We start from the raw sequence: 21,156 nt of genomic DNA, 5'->3' as shown, positions 1-21,156 counted from the left end.
CTTATCAGAAAATCCATCGGCGGCACTGCTGCCCCGATGGATTTTCTCATACAGGTATTCCTGTTCTATTTTTTATCGATATGTCGGATCGCTTCCGAAAGCACCGCCTGTCCAGGTATAACGGGTCGGGTTTGTCAGCGGATAATCCAGATTGTCGCCAATGCGGACCGTTGTTCCGCTGCTGACGTTATCATAAATCCATTTTGCATCGATTGCAGTCAGTCTGACACAACCATGTGACATCGGTGATCCCAGGGAATTGAAGTCTACGGCAGAGATCATATTCAGATCCGGTGTGCTGCTTGCTACGCCATGGAAGTAAACAGCGTCATAAATCTGTGATACATATGGTGCCCAGCACACATAATCTTCACCTCTCATTTGCTTCTTTTTCAACTGCCAGCCGATTTTATATGTTCCTGCTGCAGTGTAACTGATTGGATTTCCTACGGAGCAGATCATTGATTTGATCGGGGTATCGTAAGAACCGGTTGCACTGTTATAGCCGTAAATGGTGACACGTCCGCGGGTTCTGTCTACTGTAATGTATTTGGATGACGGATTGAAGATGCTTGTCACATCCTCCATCAGAGAACCGTCTGCTTTGCGGTAACGGCGGTATTTTCCGATGTACTCCCATCCTTCCGTGATTCTGCGTCCGGAAGCATCGAATTTGTACTGTTTTCCATTGATCGTAGCGGTGCAGTTCTGATATCTTCCGCCCCAGCTGCGGAAATAATACTGAGAACCGTTCAGTGTCAGCCACTGATCATGGTACATGCCGCCCCAGCTCTTGAAGTAGTACCAGTTCTTATCATGAAGAATCCACTCGTCATGTGCCATGCCGCCCCAGCTCTTCATGTAATAATAGTTACCGTCATGGTAAACCCAGCCGGTCAGCATTTTTCCATCTTTATCCAGATAATAATAATTTTTATCATAGAGGAACCAGCCTTTTTGCGTCCGTTTGGTTCCATCTGCATTAAACCAGTACCAGGTATCGCCGGACTTGCCCCATTCGTTTTTATACATACCACCCCAGCTCTTGAAGTAGTATTTTCCATCGAGCCATTCATTGGCAAGCATGGTTCCATCGGATTTCAGATAATACTTATTTCCTTTGTAGGTCAGCCAGCCGCTGGTATATTTTTTTCCATTTCCGTCAAAATAATACCATACATTGTTGACTTTTGCCCATGCGTTTTTGTAGGCCGCACCCCAGCTGCGGAAGTAATAGGTGTTATCCAGCCACTCATTAAAAGCCATTTTTCCATCGGCTTTCAGATAATAGCTGTTTCCATTGTAATCCAGCCAGGAATTCGTCAGCAGTTTTCCGCCGTCTGCAGTTGCCCAGTACCAGATTGTCTGCGTGCTGGTTTTAATTTTTTTCCATCCTGTTGTCGTCGAAACGGCTCCGTCAGCACCAACGTAATAATAATTTCCATTATAGCTTCCAACATCGTTGACACACATGCCGCCCCAGCTCTTGAAGAGATACATGGTTCCGTTCACATTCAGCGCGTTGTCTTCCATATGACCGTCTTCATGGAGATAATATTTATTTCCATCGTAATTGAACCAGCCTGTCCGTACGCCGCCCCAGCTGCAGAAGCTGTACCATTTTCCATCAATCTGTGCCCAGCCGGATTTATTTTTCTGATTACCGGTTTCCATCTCGAAACTTCCATCTTTCAAATTTCCGTTTGCATCAAAGGAAGCTGGTTTCATATAGTAGATTGCTGTATCTACCTTTTGCCATCCTGAAAGAAGTTCCCCTGTTTCCGCATCCACTAAGTACCAGTTAGAGCCAACCGTCAACCAGCTTACCGTACGATCTCCCTGCTGATACGCATTGTGATTTCCAAGAGATACAGTGCTGTCTTCTGCATTCAGATAATAGGTATGCGTTACATTGTTTTCATCAACAACAGTCTGGAAACCTGCCTCTTTTACGCGGGTTCCATCATTGCCAAACAGATATGTTACATCTCCTACTTTCTGAGTTGTGCTCCAGACTGCATAGCCTTCTTCATCGGCATAGTAATCATCCACACTGCCATCCTCAAATTTGATGGTAACAAGTTCATTTTTTTTCAGTTCCGGTGCAAATACTTTTCCTTCACAAATACCCTGCTGTCTCGAACCAAGTTCATCTTTTGCAGGATCTTCCCCTTCTGTCTCAAAGTAGTAGATTCCGGTTTTTCCATCTTCATCCGTCAGCTCTACTTCACCGGTCAGCATATAGCCATTTTCGTCAAACGCATAATCGACGCCGTCGATTTCTATTGGTCCGGTAGCAGCTACCACCTTATTATTCTCATCCAGAACTCCGTACTGAAACTGTTTCTTTCCATCTTTTTCAACGCTGTTCCAGCCTTCCTTCAGATTACTTACTTCCGGAGCCGGAGTTGCGCTCGGCGTCGGTGTCTCGGAAGGGGTCTCAGTTGGTGTTGCGGTCGGTGCTTCGGTTGGAGCCGGAGTCTCACTCGGTGTAACCTCTGGGGTCTCAGTTGGTGCCGGAGTCGGAGTCGTTTCTTCGTCTTCGGCCTGAGCTACAGTATCACTTTCCGAATTTACCGGTAATGGACTGGTTTCTGTAGAAGCTGCATATGCACCGGCTGGTGTAACACTTACCATGACGCCAAGTACGGCTGCGGCCAGAAACTTTCTTTTCATTCTTATTCATCCTCCCATTTTTTTACTCTTATACAATTTATAGCTTACTACATTTTTCCATCTATTTCAAGTTATCCGCCGGTAAAATACCTTACAAATTTCTTATGGTTTTTTCCGGTTTTTCGGGCAGAAAAAACCTCCCGGCTCCGGTTTTCTTGCCGGATACAGGAGGTTTTTCATTTGTTTCTTTTTTATTCGTTTACGGTAGTAGATCCGTAGATTTCTGTCTGAAGTCTGGAAATGGTTGCCGAGAAATCCGGAACAAGCATCTCACCCTTGCTGGAGTACAGATCATCGTATGGTACACGGCTCTGTACAATCTCATAGGAGAGGATCGTCGGCAGCTCGCCGATCAGCGTCATCAGTGTAGACTGGTCGATGTTATGGGTGACACTCGGAAGAATGGTATCTGCCAGCGCGCTCAGTTCTGTTACGCTGGAAGATTTCATCTCCTGCATCATTTTGCTTAATACCTCTCTCTGGCGCTCGGTTCTCTGATAATCCGAGTTTCCGACGTAACGAATTCGTGCATATGCAACCGCCTGATAACCGTCCACGTGCTGATCGCCGCTTGACGTATACTGATGTGCGGATGCATCTGCATTGCGAAGCTTGCACATTTCGTTGATATAGTTGTTTGCCACACGTACCTCATCATCACTCGGGGAAAGCTCGATTCCGCCGACGGCATCAATGATATCGATCATGGAATCAAAGTCAACGCTTGCGTAGTTATCAATCGGCAGCTTGTAGTTGTCTTCAATGGTACGGACAACCAGCGGGCCGCCGCCGTATGCGCAGGCTGCGTTCAGCTTCTTTACACCGACATCCGGAATATTTGCATACAGGTCACGCATAAAGGATGTCATGTGAATCTGCTTTGTATCTTTGTTGACGGATAACAGAATCATGGAATCTGAGTTTCCATACCACGTTTTGTCACGACGGTCAACACCGATCAGCAGAATATTGTATACATTGCTGTTGTTTGGAAGTTCAATGTCCTGTGTCTCATTTAAAATCTCAGACTGCAGGGCATCCGTCTCCTCATCAGTCAACCCGGTACTTTCGGTCTCAACCTCTGTGGATTTATTGATCGTGATTTTATCGTCGCTTACGTAGTTACTCTTGCTGTAATAGTGATTGATTACAGCATAGACACCGACGAGCACAACCAGTACAACTACGAGAAGGATGGTGAGCACATTAACCCAGCCGAATTTCTTCTTTTTCTTTCCTGAGGAATGGCGTCTTTCCGGGATTTCATCCTCGTCATCATATTCTTTTCTCATAACGACCTCTTTCATTTTCTTATTTTCCGGTATTTTCCAGCCGGATATCGTTTATAATATAGTCAAAAAACGGACTGCTGTCAAGTGTGCAGTCCGTTTTGATTAATTTCCGTTTGCAGTTCTTTTTCCTACCGCTGCATTTTCTCCCACTGGTTCAGTGCAGCCTCAATGACTTTGTCCATATCGTAATACTTGTATTCTCCAAGTCTTCCGCCAAAGATAACCTTCTCTTCTTTTTCCGCAAGTGCGGCATATTTCTGATAAAGTTCCTGGTTTCTGGCATCATTCACCGGGTAGTACGGCTCCATCCCCTCTTTCCAGTCGGTGGAATACTCTCTGGAAATGACGGTCTTTTTCTGGGTTCCGAATTCGAAATGCTTATGTTCGATCACACGCGTATACGGTGTCTCCCGATCGGTGTAGTTTACTACAGCCACGCCCTGATAATTGTCGGTATCCAGCACTTCTGTTTCAAAGCGCACCGTACGGTATTCCAGCTTGCCAAGTGCATAATCGTAAAACGCATCAATCGCTCCGGTGTAAATCACCGTCTCACCCATCGCCAGGTACTTTTCTTTATCTTCCAGAAAATCAACACCTGTCTGTACATCCGCTTTTTCAAAAAGCCGCTCTGTCAGAACGTTATAGCCGCCAATCGGAATTCCCTGATAAAGGTCATTGAAATAGTTGTTGTCATACGTAAAGCGCACCGGAAGCCGTTTGATGATAAAGCTCGGCAGCTCACTGCAGTCTCTTCCCCACTGCTTTTCTGTATAACCCTTAACCAGCTTTTCATAAATATCTTTTCCAACCAGTTTGATCGCCTGCTCTTCCAGATTTTTCGGCTCTCCCGGAACAGCTTTTCTCTGCTCTTCGATGATTGTTTTCGCCTCTTCCGGTGTGCGGATTCCCCACATTTTACTGAAGGTATTCATATTGAACGGCATATTATAAATTTCGCCTTTGTAGTTGGCAATCGGCGAGTTTGTATAACGGTTGAATTCTGCCAGCGAATTGACAAACTGCCACACCTCTTTATTCGAAGTATGGAAAATATGCGCTCCATACTTGTGTACATGAATTCCCTCGATTTCTTCGCAGTAAATATTTCCGCCTGTATGATCTCTTCGTTCCAGTACAAGACAGCTTTTCCCTGCCTGACCGGCAAGATAAGCAATCACTCCGGAATACAGACCGGCGCCAACCAGAACATAATCATATTTCTTCATTGTTCTTTCTCCTTACAGTTCTTCCCCAAGTCCCGTCCGGATGGAATTGACAAGGAACTGCAGAGCTTCCTCCTCGTCCTCTCCCTCGCAGAACAGCTCAATTTCGTCTCCGCATTTGACGCATGCGCCAAGGACGCTTAAGACGCTCTTTGCATTTGCTGTATTTCCATCTCCGTAGTGGAATGTAATAGATGATTTAAACTGCATTGCCTGTTTGCACAGGGTTCCGGCCGGGCGAAGATGAAGGCCGGTTGGATTTTTCACGGTCACTTTTCCGCTTACCATTGGTTTCCCTCCTAATTTGTTCCTGTCGTTTTATTTGCTACTGCTTTTTCTTTGATATGAATCGTTGTCTTGACACTGTCTACGAGCTCATAGCCATCCGGCAGTGTGATTTTTACCGGTACCTCGTAATCCCCGACACCCATTCCATTCAGATCTATGGATGCGTTGATCTGGGAAGTATCTAATTTGGCCAGATTTTTGTCCGATGCTTTAATGCGGATTGCAAGCTGTGTCTGATCATACAGAACGGTATAAGTGGACTGAAGATTGCCCGTCTCGATCTGATCGACATCAAGTTCAAATTCCCTGCTCTCATTCGGCATAACCGTTACGTGAACGGTAACGGATGCAGACGAACTGGAGGATACTTTCAGATCTGTCACATCGGCGAGAACATCGCTTAAGTCAACCGTCGTCTCCACATCGGAGCGCTGTCCTGCAACGGAGGTATAGTCTTCCGGAATTTCAATCGTATTGCCTTCATCCGCCAGCTTTGCAAGTGCCTCCTCGGATCCGACAACGGTGATTTCCTCCGGTGTGGTATAGATATTTTTAATCTGATAGCCGTCTGCCGGAGTTCCGCTGTACAGTGCACTCAGCTTAATACCGGATACACGGCGCCACAGTTCAATATCCACATCCACCTGCGGGGAGCCGCTGTCGAAATTCAAAAATTCCATCTGGGATTCCGGCATCTCATCCTGGTTTTTATCAATAATCATCAGATCCGCCGTGACGGTTCCGGAATTCCGCATATTGGTTACATCTACTTTTGCCACCACACTGCTGATCTTATTGATCAGGGACGTCGGGCCGGAAATGGTGATGCTCTCCGGATCGGAAGTCATCGTTCCCACTTCGTAATCTTTTGCCGGTTTCGTATTTCCTGCGTCAATTGTGATCGGGAATTTTTCGCTGTCCACATCCTCGATTTCCACAGGGATCGTTGCTGTCACTGTGCTCAGTTTTTCCTGTTTTACCATGGAGCACGCTGCCTTGATCGGCACATAAACCGGGTTTGTATCCATCGTCACAATCTGGGTCAGATCGGCCGTGACGGTGATATCCGATGCCTTCAGCCGGCTGACAACCGAGTTGTTGTCCGTGACAGTAACCGTGACCGTCTGGTATTCCTCCGCAATCTGGTATGTTTTCTTTCCGGCTGCGATGTAGGCTTCATTGGTCACCTGCACGGGGACATCAAAGCGCTCTTTCACAATCGGGTCATTCACACTGACCACAACGTACCAGATTACAATGGCAATCAGGATAGAAAGAATTTTTAAAGGGAGATTGTTCAGAAGCTTTTTCAGAATTTTCTTTTTCATTTCTTCTCTCCCTCCACTTTCTGACGCATTCCGCGGATATGCCATCCTTTCTTCTCTTCCGGTTTTTTCGCGAGCTTCTGGATTTTGTGAAGCTGGTCCCGAAGGTCGCTCGGTGTTACTGCCGTGTGGAGTTCTCCGCCGGAAGCATACGACACATTTCCGGTTTCCTCGGAGACAATAATCGTAAAGGAATCCGTCACCTCACTGATGCCGACACCTGCACGGTGGCGTGTTCCAAGATTCTTGTTCAGATCCATGTTGTCGGACAGCGGCAGGTAACATGTTGCTGCCGTGACACGGTTGTTCCGTACAATCACGGCTCCGTCGTGCAGCGGCGTATTGTGTTCGAAAATATTGATCAGCAGCTGGCTGGTCAGAACGCCGTCAATCGGGATTCCGGTCTTTTCATATTCCTCCAGGGTGATGGTCTTTTCGATGACGATCAGCGCTCCGGTCTTTACTTCTCCCATTTCAAAACTGGCCCTTACCAGTTCATTGATGGTTTTATCACTGAACCGTTCATTTTCCTCCTGGCCGCTCGCAAAAGAAATGGCAGACAGCGGATTCTTTTCTCCAATCTGCTCGACCACTCTTCGAAGCTCCGGCTGAAAGATAATTACAACCGCTGTGATCGCCGCCCCGCCGATGTTTCCGAACAGCCACAGAATCGTCTGCATTTTCAGCACGTTTGCAATGATGACAAAGACACCAATCAGAAAAATACCTTTCATCAGCGTATAGGCCTTTGTATTCTGCAGCCAGCGGATCAGGTGATAGACGAAAAATGCAATGAGCAAAATCTGCACAATATCAATCAGTTCAATTTGTTTTGGCAGCCCGTAGTCTGCCGTTCTTGTGACAATCCAGTTCCACACGCCACGCACACTGTCACTTCCTTTCTTTTCCCCCGGCCGGTTTTCTTCTGATTTTCAAAATTCTTTTAAAGATCCTTTAAGGTGTCCTCCAGCATGCTCTTATAATCCACATCCTGATAATCGCCCTCATCCAGCGGCGGAATTTCTTCTTCCTGAATTTCTTCTGTTTCGTTTATTTCTTCTGTTTCGTTTATTTCTTCTATTTCTTCTTTTTCCTCGATCTCATCAAGATCCCTGCTGTTCCCGGATTCTTCTGTATGTCCAAAATTTGCCAGAGCATCGAGTTCCTCGTCTGTCAGCTCCGGTTCTTTTTTCTTTTCATTCCGAATATAAGTCACACGACGCTGTGCCTTTGTCACATTGAATTTTGGAACGGCTTTTACGTAGTAATAATAATCGTCGTCATCATATTCCAGGTATTCTGTCCGGGTGTAGTCTGCACCGAACAGGAAAAACTCCAGAACAAATCCAACCAGACAGCCGGCCGCCGCCTCGATCAGAACCATCGGGAGTGCAATCTGTACATCCAGTGCCAGGCTTCCGGCAATCATAATAACCGCATAAGCAACCGAACCTGCCACAATGGAAATCTGCCATGCATAGTCCGCACTGCTGTGACGGATTGCATTGACAAGAAGTACGGTCAGTGCGCAGGCGATCAGAACCAGCAGCATTTCCTCATTGTGGAAGAGGCCGTTGAAAAATTCCTGTACGACTGCCGTGATCTCCGGTGCTTCCGCCGCATGAAGCAGCGGCTCCATTTTTCCGTGAATCATGTCGCACATATAGTAGACAACGACACCGCAGGCTGATGAAAATGCAGAGAGCGGCGTGCCGGCAAGACCATAGGCAACCGGAACGGCAGATGGCACGTGAAGCCAGAATGCGAGCGGTGTCAAAAGGAGTGCCGGCGCATCCTTCGGCACAAAGCGAAGATATAGAAACCAGAGCACCAGCAGAACCAGCGCCGCAAGACCCGCGATTACCATGTGAAGTGCAAAGCAGTGGCCGATGATCACCAGCATTGCAAGGAAAACCATTCCATTCAATGGCAGGATAGCGCAGATCAGTGACAGAATCAATACCACATACATGCTGTCCAGCATCTTCAGATAGCCGAGATTGGAATTAATACCACGAAATACAGCAAGAGCGAGCAGAAATTTCACAATCGGAAGTACGATTCCGCTGCAGGAGCCGTAAAACTCTTTTAATTTTTCTTTCAGTTCAATCAATACTGTCATGTTTCCTTCCTCCTGCGCCCGGATTTCTTCCCGCTTTTTTCCTGTTCCTCATACATGTTCTGCAGGTCATCCAGCTCTTTTCCATACCATTTCAGCTTTTTCTGTGCTCCCTGGTAACGGATCGTGCTGATCACATACACGGCAATGGAATAGACTGCCAGAAAACACAGATAGGACGCGATCAGACACCCTGCTGCAAACTGCAGGTCGATTGTGTCTATCTCGTCCACCAACCATTCAATATGATATAAGACTGCAACCGCAAGTACCAGAATGTATCCGATGGAAGCCAGAAAAAAATTTTTCAGAAGCTCTTTTCCGATGTAATCACTCCGAAAATAGCGGCCGATTCGTAAGGCATTTTTTTCTTCTTTTTTTTCAAAAAAAGCCAGTTTTGTCATCTGACGAATCCTTTTTTCGTCCAACATGCCTCTTGGTCTCCTCTTCCCGTTCTAAATTATGTTTATTTTACCATATGTTTCCGATATTGGAAAGCTATTCTCAAAATATTCACACACTATTTTACAATTGCCGCACAAACAAAATCCACCTGTTCTGCTCCATTCACTTTCAACAGTGACGCAATGGCATCAACCGTGCTTCCCGTTGTGTAAATGTCATCTACCAGAAGAATCCGGCAGTATTTCATCTGTCCCGGCTTTGCCAATGCAAAAGCTCCCTCCAGGTTTTTCCGCCGCTCGGCGGGACTAAGCTCTTTCTGGCGTTTTGTTTTTTTCACACGGCGGATCAGGCGGGCATTCATGGGAAGTTCCATTTCTTCTGCCAGCTTTTCTGCAAATACCTCCGCCTGATTGTAGCCGCGCTGCCGCTGTCTCGCCGGATGAAGCGGCACCGGAACGAGCACCTCCGGATTTCTTCTCTGGATCTGCTTTCCCACATAGAAAAACGCCGCGTGAGCATAAAATCCAGCGTATTCCTGCCGTTCATGATATTTGAACCGCATCAGGGAAGCCTCAAGTTCCCCGTGGTAACCGTACGGCGCAAAACCGCGGTCGAAGCTGTGTCTCGTTCTGCTGCAGTCCCGGCAGAACTCTTCCTCACTGCCCACGGGTTTCCCGCATTTTTTGCACCGCGCACCCAGAATCGGATGGATCTTTTCCACACAATTCCGGCATAGATACAGTTCCTCACGTGACAGCAGTCCGTCACAGATGGGACATCGTCTCGGATAAACTGCGTTTAAAAGCCAGTTTCCTGTTTTATTTTTTTCTTTCATGTAACCTGCGCTTTCCCTTATCCACTCTGCCGGATGCAGCCGCATCCATGCCCCGGAAAAACGTGTTTACGCGTTTTCTTCCTGCATTTCCCAGATTCTTCTGGCGAGCGTTGTATACCGGTTCGCCTCGATATGATTTCCGATCATTGCCTGGAATGTCACATCACTTCCGACGATGGTGACGCACTTTCTGGCTCTCGTCACGGCCGTATACAGAAGATTCCGCGTCATCAGCATGCGCGGGCCGCCGAGCAGCGGAATCACAACCGCCGGGTACTCGCTTCCCTGCGCTTTATGTATCGTTGTGGCGTAGGCGAGCTCCAGCTCGTCCGCCTGTTTGAACGTATAGTCTGCGAATTTTCCTTCCTCAAACTCCACGGTGATCACCTCGGTATACGGGTTGATACTCCGGATCATGCCGAGGTCTCCGTTGAATACACCCATACCGCGCTCCGCCACGATTCCGTTGATGCCGCGGATTTCCCACTCCATCTGGTAATTGTTGCGGATCTGCATGACCTTGTCGCCCTCGCGGAGGATATTACCTCCATTTTCCCGCTCGGCTTTGTCCGGTGCGGGCGGGTTCAGGTATTTCTGCAGAATCTGATTCAGATTTTCCACGCCGAGTGCACCTTTCCGCATCGGAGTCAGAATCTGGATATCCTGCGGGCGGGCATCCACATAACGCGGCAGTTTCTGGGACACCAGCGTCACCAGCACTTTCCAGATCACGTTGACATCGTACCGTTTCAAAAAGAAGAAATCTTTGCTCTTATTGTCCAGTATAACCTCTTCCCCATTATGGATCTTATGTGCATTGACAACAATATCGCTCTGGGATGCCTGCCGGAAAATGTGCGTCAGGCAGACAATCGGAAAGCATTCCGAACGGATCAGATCCCGGAGGACACTGCCCGGGCCGACACTTGGAAGCTGGTTCTGGTCTCCCACCAGGATCAGCCTTGTTCCCGGCACAATCGCGGAAAGAAGGGCATGCATCAGGTGGATATCAACCATCGACATCTCATCAATGATGATGACATCCGCGTTGAGCGGATTATCTGCGTTCCGCTCAAAATGCACATTTGCCGAGGAATCATCCACATTTCCCGTCAGTTCCAGAAGACGATGGATCGTGCATGCCTCACAGCCAGTTGCCTCTGTCATTCGTTTCGCCGCTCTTCCGGTCGGCGCTGCCAGGAAAATGTCGAGGCCTTCTGCCTCAAAATAATGGATCATCGCATTGATGGTCGTCGTTTTTCCGGTTCCGGGACCTCCGGTCAGGATCATAAGACCGCTGTATGCCGCCTCAACGACTGCCGTCTTCTGCATCTCATCCAGCTCGATCTGATATTTTTTCTCGATCTTTCCGATCCGCTTTTCGATTGCCTCACGGTCTTCCTCGCATGTAATATTCAGCTCATGCAGCATGCGCGCCGTACTCAGTTCCAGATAATAATACTGGCTGGCGTACACAATCCGCAGCGGCTCATCCCCTTCCCGTTCGGCCGGGAGCTCGCGGATGACCGCTTTTTTGTCGATTGCCATATCCTGCAGAGATTTCTGCATCCGCTCCGGTTCTACGCCGAGAAGTTCCTGCCCTCTCCGAAGCAGCACCGGTTCCGGCAGATAGACATGGCCTTCTGCCGTCGCCTGATTCAGCACATACGAAAGACCGCTCTTGATGCGGAATTCGCTGTCCACGGCAATCCCGATTTTTCCGGCAATCTCATCCGCCGTCCGAAATCCCACGCCTGCGATATCTTCCGCCATTTTATACGGGTTTTCCTTTAAAATCCGGTACACATTGTCCCCGTACTGCTGATAAATCTTTGCACCGAGATTCAGCGCAATGCCATATCCCGAGAGGAAAATCATCGCATTCTGCATTTCGGCTTTTTCTGCCACCTGCTGTGCAATTTCACGCGCTTTCCGCTCGCTGATTCCCTTTACCTCCGCGAGGCGCTCCGGCTCTTCCTCGATGATCCGAAGCGTATCGTCACCGAAGCGGCGCACAATTCTTGCCGCCAGCGCCGCACCGACTCCTTTGATCGCACCGGAACCGAGATACCGCTCCAATGCAACAGAATCCTGTGGAACTTTCGTCTCATAGGATTCAATGCGGAACTGCTTTCCATAGGCAGCATGTTCAATATAATCTCCTGAAGCCTCGATCAGCTCGCCCTCTCCGATCATCGGAAGCGTGCCGACGCATGTCAGCTCGCGCCCCTTCATGCTCAGATTCAGGACGGTATATCCGTTCTCCTCATTTCGGAAAATAATGTGTTCTACGTAGCCTTCTACTTTTTCTTTTTCACTCATCTTTTATCAAAACTGGCTTTCAAATTCATTCATCACTTCGCGGTACTGGCCGGTTCCAAGGGCAACGACGCTCGCCGGATTTTCTGCTGTCACGGTATTGATGCCGGTCCGCTCCTGGATCAGCTCGTCCATTCCGGCAAGGAGACTGCCGCCTCCGGTCAGGATAATGCCGCGGTCGGAAACATCGGATGCCAGTTCCGGCGGCGTTTTTTCCAGCACGGCACAGATCGCGTCCGCAATCTGGTTTGTCGTCTGGGCAAGGGCACCTCGGATTTCGTCGGAGGAAACCGTAATCGTCGCCGGAAGTCCGGTGATGACGTTTCTTCCCTTGATCTCCATCGTTTTCTCCTCGGCCCGCGGATAAGCGGAACCAATCCGGATTTTCACTGCCTCTGCGGTCTGTTCTCCGATAAATACGTTGTATGTTTTCCGTACATAGCGGATGATATCCTGGTCAAATGTCTCACCGGAAATCTTGACCGAATTGGAAACAACGGTTCCCGCAAGCGAGATCACAGCGATATCCGTCGTGCCTCCGCCGATGTCCACGATCATATTTCCGCATGGTTTCGTAATGTCAATTCCGGATCCGATTGCCGCTGCCACCGGCTCCGGCACGATCAGCACTTCCCGGGCTCCCGCCTGGTACGTTGCCTCCTCCACAGCCTTCCGCTCTACTTCCGTCACACCGGACGGTACACAGATGCTGATTCTCGGTTTCCGGAATGCTCTTCTTCCCATTGCCTTCTGGATAAAGTAGCGCAGCATGCGCTCGGTGATCAGAAAGTCCGTGATCACGCCCTGCCGCATGGGCCGGACCGCCATAATATTGCCCGGTGTCCGTCCAATCATCTGACGCGCTTCTTCTCCAATTGCCCGTACTTTATCTGCATCTTTATCATACGCAACTACGGACGGCTCCTTTAATACAATGCCTTTTCCCTTGGCATAGACCAGGATGCTGGACGTCCCCAGATCAATTCCGATATCGGTCGTTGCAGCCATAGTAATCCCCTTTCCTGTTCTCTTTTATTTTTCTTTATTTTAATCTGTTTGAAATTTGTATAGAATAAGTTCGGGTTCAAAACACCCGAAACCCAAAAGGATCGAATGTGCTCTGAACCCAACCCGCTTCTTATTATATACAATCCCTTTTAAAATGGAAAGGATTTTTTAGAGATATTTTTCGACATATTTTCCGGTGTAGGATACCGGGCTCTTGGCCACTTCCTCCGGCGTTCCGCACGCAATCACGGTTCCGCCGCCGTCTCCGCCCTCCGGTCCGATATCAATAATATAGTCCGCCGTCTTGATGACATCCAGATTGTGTTCGATAACAACGACGGTATTTCCGCCCTCGGACAGGCGGTGCAGAATCTCCACCAGTTTGTGGACATCCGCAAAATGAAGTCCCGTCGTCGGCTCGTCGAGAATGTAGATCGTTTTTCCCGTGCCGCGGCGGCTCAGCTCTGCTGCGAGCTTGATACGCTGCGCTTCTCCGCCGGACAGCGTGGTGGACGGCTGGCCGAGGCGGATGTAGGAAAGGCCGACATCGTACAGGGTCTGTAATTTCCGGAAAATCGACGGTACCGGCCTGAAGAATTCCAGTGCCTCCTCGACCGTCATATTCAGCACATCGTAGATGCTCTTTCCTTTGTATTTGACTTCCAGTGTCTCACGGTTGTACCGTTTTCCATGGCAGACCTCACACGGCACATAGACATCCGGCAGGAAGTGCATTTCGATCTTCAGGATACCGTCGCCGCCGCAGGCCTCGCATCGGCCGCCCTTCACATTAAAGCTGAATCTTCCCTTCTTGTAGCCGCGCGCCTTGGCATCCTGCGTTGCCGCAAACAGGTCGCGGATCTGATCGAACAGACCTGTGTATGTTGCCGGATTGGAACGCGGTGTTCTTCCGATCGGGGACTGGTCGATGTCGATGACCTTATCGAGCTGTTCCATACCGATGATGTCTTTGTGTGCACCCGGAATCGTCCGCGCACGGTTCAGATCTCTTGCCAGCCGTTTGTACAGAATTTCATTGACAAGGGAACTCTTTCCCGATCCGGAGACTCCGGTCACGCAGGTCATGACACCAAGCGGGAAATTCACGTTGATATTTTTCAGATTGTGCTCTTTTGCTCCGACTACCTTCAGCCAGCCCGTCGGCTTTCTGCGCTCGGACGGAACCGGAATTTTCAGCTCTCCGCTTAAGTATTTTCCGGTGATGGAATTCGGATTTTTCATCAGATCTTCCGCTGTTCCGATCGCCACCAGCTCTCCGCCGTGCTCACCGGCTCCCGGGCCGATATCGACAACGCAGTCAGCGGCGCGCATCGTATCCTCGTCGTGCTCCACGACGATCAGGCTGTTTCCGAGGTCACGCAGATGTTTCAGCGTCGCGAGAAGTTTGTCGTTGTCTCTCTGGTGAAGACCGATGCTCGGCTCGTCGAGAATATAGGCGACACCGACAAGGCCGGAGCCGATCTGCGTTGCCAGACGGATTCTCTGCGCCTCACCGCCGGACAGCGATGCCGTTCCGCGCGCCAGGGTCAGATAGTTTAATCCGACATCCGCAAGGAAGCTCACACGCGCACGGATCTCTTTTAAAATCTGCTTTCCGATCAGCAGCTGCTGTTCGGAGAGTTCGAGGTTCTGCATAAACTTCTGCAGATTGTCGATGGAAAGGGATGTTACTTCAAAAATATTTTTATCTCCGACCGTCACACCAAGCGACGTCGGTTTCAGACGCTGGCCATGGCACGCCTGGCACGGGGTCACACGCATGAAGGTTTCGTATTCCTGTTTTGTAGAATCCGATCCGGTCTCACGGTAGCGGCGCTCTACATTTTTGATCAGCCCCTCAAAAGCCACATCGTACACACCGACGCCGCGCTGACCGCGGTAATGCACCTTGACGGATTTTCCGTTCGTTCCGTAAATCAGGATATCGTGGATTTTTTTCGGATATTCACAGAACGGAGTGGAAAGGGAAAAATCGTACTCCTCTGCGAGCGCATCGAGAATGGCTCTCGTATAGCTCGATTTGTCCGTGCAGGACTGCCAGCCGAGCACGGTGATGGCTCCGTCTGCGATGGATACGGTCTTGTCCGGAATCATCAGATCCTCGTCGAACTCCATCTTGTAGCCAAGGCCGGCACAGCTCGGGCAGGCGCCGAACGGGTTGTTGAAGGAAAAGCTTCTCGGCTCAATCTCCTCCATGCTGATGCCGCAGTCCGGGCAGGAAAAGCTCTGGCTGAAGTTGAGCTGATTTCCGTCCATCGTGTCGACCACCAGAAGGCCGTCCGCCAGATCCAGTACATTCTCGACGGAATCCGTCAGACGTTTTTCAATGTCCGGTTTGACTACAAGACGGTCCACAATAATGGAAATGTTGTGTTTCAGGTTCTTATCCAGCGTAATCTCCTCGGACAGCTCATACTGGCTGCCGTCGATCATCACGCGGACATAGCCGCTGCGTTTTGCCTGTTCGAGCACCTTTTCGTGTCTTCCCTTGCGGCCGCGCACAACCGGCGCGAGAAGCTGGATTTTCGTCCGCTCCGGGAGTGCCATGATCTGATCGACCATCTGGTCCACCGACTGGCGGCTGATGACTTTTCCGCACTTCGGGCAGTGCGGAATACCGATTCTCGCGTACAGAAGACGGAAGTAATCGTAAATCTCCGTCACGGTTCCGACGGTGGAACGCGGGTTCCGGTTCGTCGATTTCTGATCGATCGAAATAGCAGGCGGCAGGCCTTCGATGCTGTCCACATTCGGTTTTTCCATCTGTCCTAAGAACTGGCGCGCGTAGGAGGAAAGGCTCTCCATGTACCGCCGCTGGCCCTCCGCATAGATCGTGTCAAACGCAAGCGAACTCTTTCCTGAACCGCTGAGGCCCGTAAATACAACAAACTGGTTTCTGGGGATATCGACATTCAGTGCTTTCAGGTTGTTCTCCCTGGCTCCCCGTATTCTGATAAACTCTTTTTTCTCTGCCATAACTGTTCCTCTTATTAATTGGAATCCCTGTCCGGACAGGGACAGGAATCTTGTCTCGTTTTCTCCCATTATAGCACACCGCCGTGCGTTATGCAAACATTTGTTCTATTTCTTTATCATCTTTTTACAGCAGAAAATCTGCCAGAATCACATTGCTGACGGAAATCCCATCGCGTGTCAGAGCCAGGCGCCCGCTGTGTTCCCGTAAAAGATGCACCGCTTCGTATTTCTTCAGAACCCCGCCGTATACGGCATGGATCTCCTTTCCAAACTGCTCCTCAAACTCCGCCGTCGAGATCCCTTGTGTCATTCGAAGGCCGAGAAACATAAATTCTTCCATGGCATCCTGCCGGGAAAGAATTTCCTCATCCTCACGGATCTTTTCCAGTGCTCCGCACGCTTTCAGATACAAAGATCGATCTGCCGTGTTCGTCCACCGGCGGTTTCCGAATAACGATGCCGCGGAAGGCCCGAACCCCAGATAATCCGTCCTTTTCCAGTAGCCGATATTGTGGCGGCATGCGAAGCCCGGCTTTGCATAATTGGAAATCTCATACTGGAAAAAGCCGTATTCTGCGAGGATTTCCGCCGTTCTGGCATACATTTCGCGTTCTGTGTCCTCATCCGGCAGATCCAGTTTCTGCTCCGCAAACGGGGTTCCCGGCTCCACGATCAGGCTGTAGGCGGAAATGTGCTCCGGAGAAAGCTCCGCGATCGTCCGAAGACTCTCTTCCCATTTCTTTTCACTCTGCTCTGGCAGACCTGACATCAGATCCACGTTGATATTCGCAAACCCGGCATCCCGTGCCAGTGCAAAACTCTCCTGAAATTCCGCAAACGTGTGGATTCTTCCCAGCCGTTTCAGCTCCTCATCGTGAACCGACTGACAGCCGATACTGATCCGGTTGAAGCCGCTCTTCCTGTAACATTTCAGTTTTTCCGCATCCAGCGTTCCCGGATTGGCCTCCAGCGTAATCTCAGCATCCTCTGAAAAAACGTACTTGCTCCGCAGTTTTTCCATCACACGGGCGAGCATTCCGGCATCCACTGCGGATGGTGTTCCGCCGCCGAAAAAGGCGGAAATCACTTCACTTTCTGCCGTCTCTTCCGCTGCATCGATTTCTGCCAGCAGAGCCTCTTCATACTCCTTCTGCATTGCTTTCGTGCCCGGTCCCGAGACAAAATCACAGTAGGCGCATTTCCGGATGCAGAACGGGATATGCACATAGAGTTCCAGTGGTTTTCTTTTTTTATTCATTCTGCTTTTCCTCCGTACGATCGAAAGACCGGCCCCTGCGCTCCCGCAACAGCAGGCGGCGCCGACAGGCCGGTCTCATTTTTATTTCTTAATTTTCATCCAGTTTCAGCACGCTCATAAAGGCTTTCTGCGGAATCTCCACGTTTCCTACCTGGCGCATCCGCTTCTTACCTTCCTTCTGCTTCTCCAGCAGCTTCTTCTTTCGGGAAATATCGCCGCCGTAGCACTTGGCAAGGACGTCTTTGCGCATCGCGCGGACGGTTTCTCTGGCGATAATCTTCGATCCGACAGCCGCCTGGATCGGGATTTCGAAGAGCTGCCGCGGAATCTCTTCTTTGAGCTTCTCGCACATCTTTCTTCCGCGCTCGTAGGCAGATCCCTCGAATACGATGAAGGACAGCGCATCCACTTCTTCTTTATTGACGAGGATATCGAGTTTTACAAGCTCGCTTCTCTCATAGCCGAGCAGCTCGTAGTCGAATGACGCATAACCTTTGGAGCGGGATTTTAAGGCATCAAAGAAATCGTAGATAATCTCATTCAGCGGGAGATGGTAATGAAGCATCGCACGCGTCGTCTCCATGTATTCCATTCCCTGATACTGGCCTCGTCTCTGCTGGCAGAGCTCCATGATCGGTCCGATGTAGTCGGTCGTCACCATAATCTCTGCTTTTACCAGCGGCTCTTCCATATAATCAATCTCGGACGGGTCCGGCAGATTCGACGGGTTGGTCAGGTCAATGACGGTTCCGTCGGTTTTGTGAACCTTATAGATAACGCTCGGTGCGGTCGTCACGAGATCCAGATTGTACTCACGCTCCAGGCGCTCCTGAATAATTTCCAGGTGAAGCAGTCCAAGGAAACCGCAGCGGAAGCCAAAGCCCAGTGCTGCCGATGTCTCCGGCTCGTAGAAGAGGGATGCATCGTTTAACTGCAGTTTTTCCAGCGCGTCGCGCAGATCGCCGTACTGTGCGCCGTCGGCCGGGTACATGCCGCAGTATACCATCGGGTTGACTTTTTTGTAGCCCGGCAGTGCTTCTGCACACGGACGGTCGGCATCGGTCACGGTATCACCCACGCGGGTGTCGCGCACGTTTTTGATGCTGGCGGTGATATAGCCTACCATTCCGGCGGAGAGCTCGTCGCACGGGATCAGACGGCCTGCGCCGAAGTAGCCGACCTCGACAACTTCCTCGACAGCGCCTGTCGCCATCATGCGGATTCTCGTTCCTTTTTTCACGCTTCCTTCCATTACACGGCAGGAAATGATGACGCCGCGGTATGCATCGTAAACAGAGTCGAAAATCAGTGCTTTTAACGGTTCCGTCGGATCACCTTCCGGTGCCGGAATTTTCTGTACGATCTGTTCGAGCACCTCGTCCACGTTCAGGCCGGTTTTTGCGGAAATCCGCGGAGCATCCTGCGCTTCCAGTCCGATGACATCCTCGATCTCTGCAATTACACGGTCCGGCTCGGCGCTTGGAAGGTCTACTTTGTTGATGACCGGGAACACATCCAGGTCATGGTCAAGGGCGAGATAGACGTTGGCAAGGGTCTGCGCCTCGATACCCTGCGATGCATCGACAACGAGCAGCGCGCCGTCGCATGCGGCAAGGCTTCTGGAAACCTCATAGTTGAAGTCAACATGGCCCGGGGTGTCAATCATGTTTAAAATGTACTCCTCGCCGTCGGCCGCTTTGTATACGGTACGGACCGCCTGTGCCTTGATCGTGATGCCGCGCTCACGCTCCAGATCCATATTGTCCAGCACCTGATCCTGCATCTCACGCTCGGTCAAAAGGCCTGTTTTCTGAATAATACGGTCCGCAAGGGTTGATTTTCCATGGTCGATATGGGCAATAATACAAAAATTACGAATTTTACTCTGATCTATTCCTGACAAGTTTTTTCCTCCTGCTTTTTCACGGGTTAAATATCAATTTTATCTCATGTCTATTTTGTATGATACGAAATTCCACTCAAAAAAGCAAGATAAATTTATCCGCCTGATGCCGGACTTTTGCCCGACAGAACCTTATGCAGGATATCCGCAAACGGCCCCATTGCATTTTTCACCTCCTCGACCGTATTCGTCTGCGCACCAACCTCGAGAAGAACAGATCTCGGGCGGAGATGGAGGTTGTAGCGGTAGCCTTTTAAATAGATACAGCGCGAAAAGCCGGGATAATACTGTTTTGCCTCATACTCCATCTGAAAGGAAAATGCAAGGTTTTCCTCCTGATACGGATTGGGCAGGCTTGTCAGTTCGCCGCTTTCTTTCGTGCGGGAAAGGCCGTTGAAAAACATGATCTGCGCGGTCGGCTTTCCGTTGATTTCTGTCACAAGACGTTTTGAACCATTGACCCCGTCCCGGTGCAGGTCGATCACGACCTGAATGGACGGGTGTTCTTCCAGCGCCGCTGCGATGACCGGCTCCGCGTAGTTGTAGGCGCGGCTCCGCTCGAGACAGCCTTCTTTCATGTCAAATGCCTCTGTAATATGAAGCACTTCGTATCCGTACTGCTTTTCCAGAAGCTCCTGCAGATCATCACCGAGGCCGATTACCGTGTCCGCTCTTTCTCCCGGACGGGAATCGGCGAAGGTTTCCTGCGAATGGGTATGATAGATCAGAATCTGCGGGCCTTCGGCATTTTCCGGCAGGGTCAGGTCTTTTCCGAGCAGGGTGCTGCCGTCGATCTCGCCCGGCAGGACCGAAGTGTTGGGATCGACAACGAAGAAGCGGTTCAGGAGCGCCTGCGGGTCAGCAAGAAGGTCAGGGGAAATTGTCTCCTGAATCGTGTCGGCCTCCGGGTAGAGAATCTCACGCGGTGCGCCGCCGGTTTCGATGGTCTCCTCCGGGACAGACTGTGGCGCTTCGGGTTCTGCCGTTGATGCCGACTCTCCGGCTGCCGGTTCTGTGATTCCTGTTTCCGTCTGCTCCGGCTCCGTGATTTCCATTCCATCTTTTTGAGTTTCATCTTTTTGAGTTCCATCCTTTTGATCTTCCTCAGTTCCCTGCTCCTTCGATTCTGTCTGCCCTCTTTCTGCTCCCGGTCCCGGATTCGAATCCTGCTTCGCCGTATCCGTTTCCGCTGCTTCTGTCCCGGCAGACAGCTTATTTTCTGCCGTGCTTCCCTCCCGAAGCGCCGGTATCTGATCCCGCACTGCCGCGAGGAGATTTTCCATCCATCCCCTTCCGTCCTCTTTTCCGTCATAAAAAAGAAGCGGCATCATCACATCCACGGATAACTGCTCCGCCTGTGCTGCCGCCCGCTGCAGCAGAACTTTCCCCTCTGAGAAATGATTTTTCCGGAGAACCGCTGCACTGCGGAACAGCAGTATACTGCAGGACAGGAAAAGACATCCCCATCCGAACCATCGTCCATTTCGCCTGGCATTCCACATATT

General features: G+C 50.1%; 15 protein-coding genes. All 15 read right to left on the bottom strand.

All coding sequences use genetic code 11. The features are described from left to right. Window positions 1–72: 72 nt before the first annotated feature. Entirely contained in the window at window positions 73–2,676 is a 2,604-nt protein-coding gene (locus DW769_RS09000) for a L,D-transpeptidase family protein (protein WP_117509497.1), read from the bottom strand. Window positions 2,677–2,867: 191 nt separating this feature from the next. Beyond that, on the bottom strand, window positions 2,868–3,968 hold the full coding sequence (locus DW769_RS08995) for an LCP family protein (RefSeq protein ID WP_158578791.1): 1,101 nt from the start codon (window positions 3,966–3,968) through the stop codon (window positions 2,868–2,870). Window positions 3,969–4,096: 128 nt separating this feature from the next. Beyond that, window positions 4,097–5,197 carry a UDP-galactopyranose mutase gene (gene glf, locus DW769_RS08990; protein ID WP_117801481.1) on the bottom strand — a complete coding sequence of 367 codons (1,101 nt, stop codon included), beginning with the start codon at window positions 5,195–5,197 and terminating at the stop codon, window positions 4,097–4,099. A gap of 12 nt (window positions 5,198–5,209) precedes the next feature. After that, window positions 5,210–5,482: an HPr family phosphocarrier protein gene (locus tag DW769_RS08985; protein WP_022462230.1), complete on the bottom strand. Its 273-nt coding sequence runs from the start codon at window positions 5,480–5,482 to the stop codon at window positions 5,210–5,212. 11 nt (window positions 5,483–5,493) lie between these two features. Next, the gene (locus tag DW769_RS08980; RefSeq protein ID WP_158578789.1) at window positions 5,494–6,810 is read right to left on the bottom strand and encodes a CdaR family protein; all 1,317 of its coding nucleotides are present in this window, start codon (window positions 6,808–6,810) and stop codon (window positions 5,494–5,496) included. Next, a complete protein-coding gene (gene cdaA / locus DW769_RS08975; protein ID WP_022462228.1) occupies window positions 6,807–7,694 on the bottom strand; it encodes a diadenylate cyclase CdaA in 888 nt (295 codons plus the stop codon). Before cdaA ends, DW769_RS08980 begins: the two co-directional genes overlap by 4 nt. Before the next feature lie 56 nt (window positions 7,695–7,750). Next, complete coding sequence (locus DW769_RS08970; protein WP_118750276.1) at window positions 7,751–8,929, bottom strand: hypothetical protein; 1,179 nt, start codon at window positions 8,927–8,929, stop codon at window positions 7,751–7,753. Next, a complete protein-coding gene (locus DW769_RS08965; RefSeq protein WP_022462226.1) occupies window positions 8,926–9,357 on the bottom strand; it encodes a hypothetical protein in 432 nt (143 codons plus the stop codon). Before DW769_RS08965 ends, DW769_RS08970 begins: the two co-directional genes overlap by 4 nt. A gap of 89 nt (window positions 9,358–9,446) precedes the next feature. Then, window positions 9,447–10,166 (bottom strand): ComF family protein, encoded by a 720-nt coding sequence (locus tag DW769_RS08960; protein WP_158568322.1) that lies wholly within the window; start codon window positions 10,164–10,166, stop codon window positions 9,447–9,449. 66 nt (window positions 10,167–10,232) lie between these two features. Further along, complete coding sequence (gene recD2 / locus DW769_RS08955) at window positions 10,233–12,488, bottom strand: SF1B family DNA helicase RecD2 (RefSeq protein ID WP_118750275.1); 2,256 nt, start codon at window positions 12,486–12,488, stop codon at window positions 10,233–10,235. Between the two features lie 6 nt (window positions 12,489–12,494). Then, a complete protein-coding gene (locus tag DW769_RS08950; protein WP_118750274.1) occupies window positions 12,495–13,493 on the bottom strand; it encodes a rod shape-determining protein in 999 nt (332 codons plus the stop codon). A 168-nt stretch (window positions 13,494–13,661) separates the two neighbouring features. Continuing rightward, window positions 13,662–16,490, bottom strand: a complete 2,829-nt coding sequence (gene uvrA, locus DW769_RS08945; protein WP_117509506.1) for an excinuclease ABC subunit UvrA — start codon at window positions 16,488–16,490, stop codon at window positions 13,662–13,664. Between the two features lie 124 nt (window positions 16,491–16,614). Continuing rightward, window positions 16,615–17,748 carry a radical SAM family heme chaperone HemW gene (gene hemW, locus DW769_RS08940; RefSeq protein WP_117813629.1) on the bottom strand — a complete coding sequence of 378 codons (1,134 nt, stop codon included), beginning with the start codon at window positions 17,746–17,748 and terminating at the stop codon, window positions 16,615–16,617. 88 nt (window positions 17,749–17,836) lie between these two features. Further along, a complete protein-coding gene (gene lepA, locus DW769_RS08935) occupies window positions 17,837–19,651 on the bottom strand; it encodes a translation elongation factor 4 (protein WP_022462217.1) in 1,815 nt (604 codons plus the stop codon). Window positions 19,652–19,746: 95 nt separating this feature from the next. Then, window positions 19,747–21,153 carry a stage II sporulation protein P gene (locus DW769_RS08930; RefSeq protein WP_243105441.1) on the bottom strand — a complete coding sequence of 469 codons (1,407 nt, stop codon included), beginning with the start codon at window positions 21,151–21,153 and terminating at the stop codon, window positions 19,747–19,749. Window positions 21,154–21,156 lie beyond the last annotated feature (3 nt).

The sequence above is a fragment of the Blautia sp. AM29-29 genome, from assembly GCF_003480555.1.
Classification (GTDB): domain Bacteria; phylum Bacillota; class Clostridia; order Lachnospirales; family Lachnospiraceae; genus Fusicatenibacter; species Fusicatenibacter saccharivorans.
This window is presented reverse-complemented; position numbering and strand designations above follow the sequence as displayed.

Coding starts and splice junctions, on each gene's coding strand:
- DW769_RS09000 (WP_117509497.1), bottom strand. CDS start 2,676: ATGAAAAGAAAGTTTCTGGCCGCAGCCGTACTTGGCGTCATGGTAAGT.
- DW769_RS08995 (WP_158578791.1), bottom strand. CDS start 3,968: ATGAGAAAAGAATATGATGACGAGGATGAAATCCCGGAAAGACGCCAT.
- glf (WP_117801481.1), bottom strand. CDS start 5,197: ATGAAGAAATATGATTATGTTCTGGTTGGCGCCGGTCTGTATTCCGGA.
- DW769_RS08985 (WP_022462230.1), bottom strand. CDS start 5,482: ATGGTAAGCGGAAAAGTGACCGTGAAAAATCCAACCGGCCTTCATCTT.
- DW769_RS08980 (WP_158578789.1), bottom strand. CDS start 6,810: ATGAAAAAGAAAATTCTGAAAAAGCTTCTGAACAATCTCCCTTTAAAA.
- DW769_RS08970 (WP_118750276.1), bottom strand. CDS start 8,929: ATGACAGTATTGATTGAACTGAAAGAAAAATTAAAAGAGTTTTACGGC.
- DW769_RS08965 (WP_022462226.1), bottom strand. CDS start 9,357: ATGTTGGACGAAAAAAGGATTCGTCAGATGACAAAACTGGCTTTTTTT.
- DW769_RS08960 (WP_158568322.1), bottom strand. CDS start 10,166: ATGAAAGAAAAAAATAAAACAGGAAACTGGCTTTTAAACGCAGTTTAT.
- recD2 (WP_118750275.1), bottom strand. CDS start 12,488: ATGAGTGAAAAAGAAAAAGTAGAAGGCTACGTAGAACACATTATTTTC.
- DW769_RS08950 (WP_118750274.1), bottom strand. CDS start 13,493: ATGGCTGCAACGACCGATATCGGAATTGATCTGGGGACGTCCAGCATC.
- uvrA (WP_117509506.1), bottom strand. CDS start 16,490: ATGGCAGAGAAAAAAGAGTTTATCAGAATACGGGGAGCCAGGGAGAAC.
- hemW (WP_117813629.1), bottom strand. CDS start 17,748: ATGAATAAAAAAAGAAAACCACTGGAACTCTATGTGCATATCCCGTTC.
- DW769_RS08930 (WP_243105441.1), bottom strand. CDS start 21,153: ATGTGGAATGCCAGGCGAAATGGACGATGGTTCGGATGGGGATGTCTT.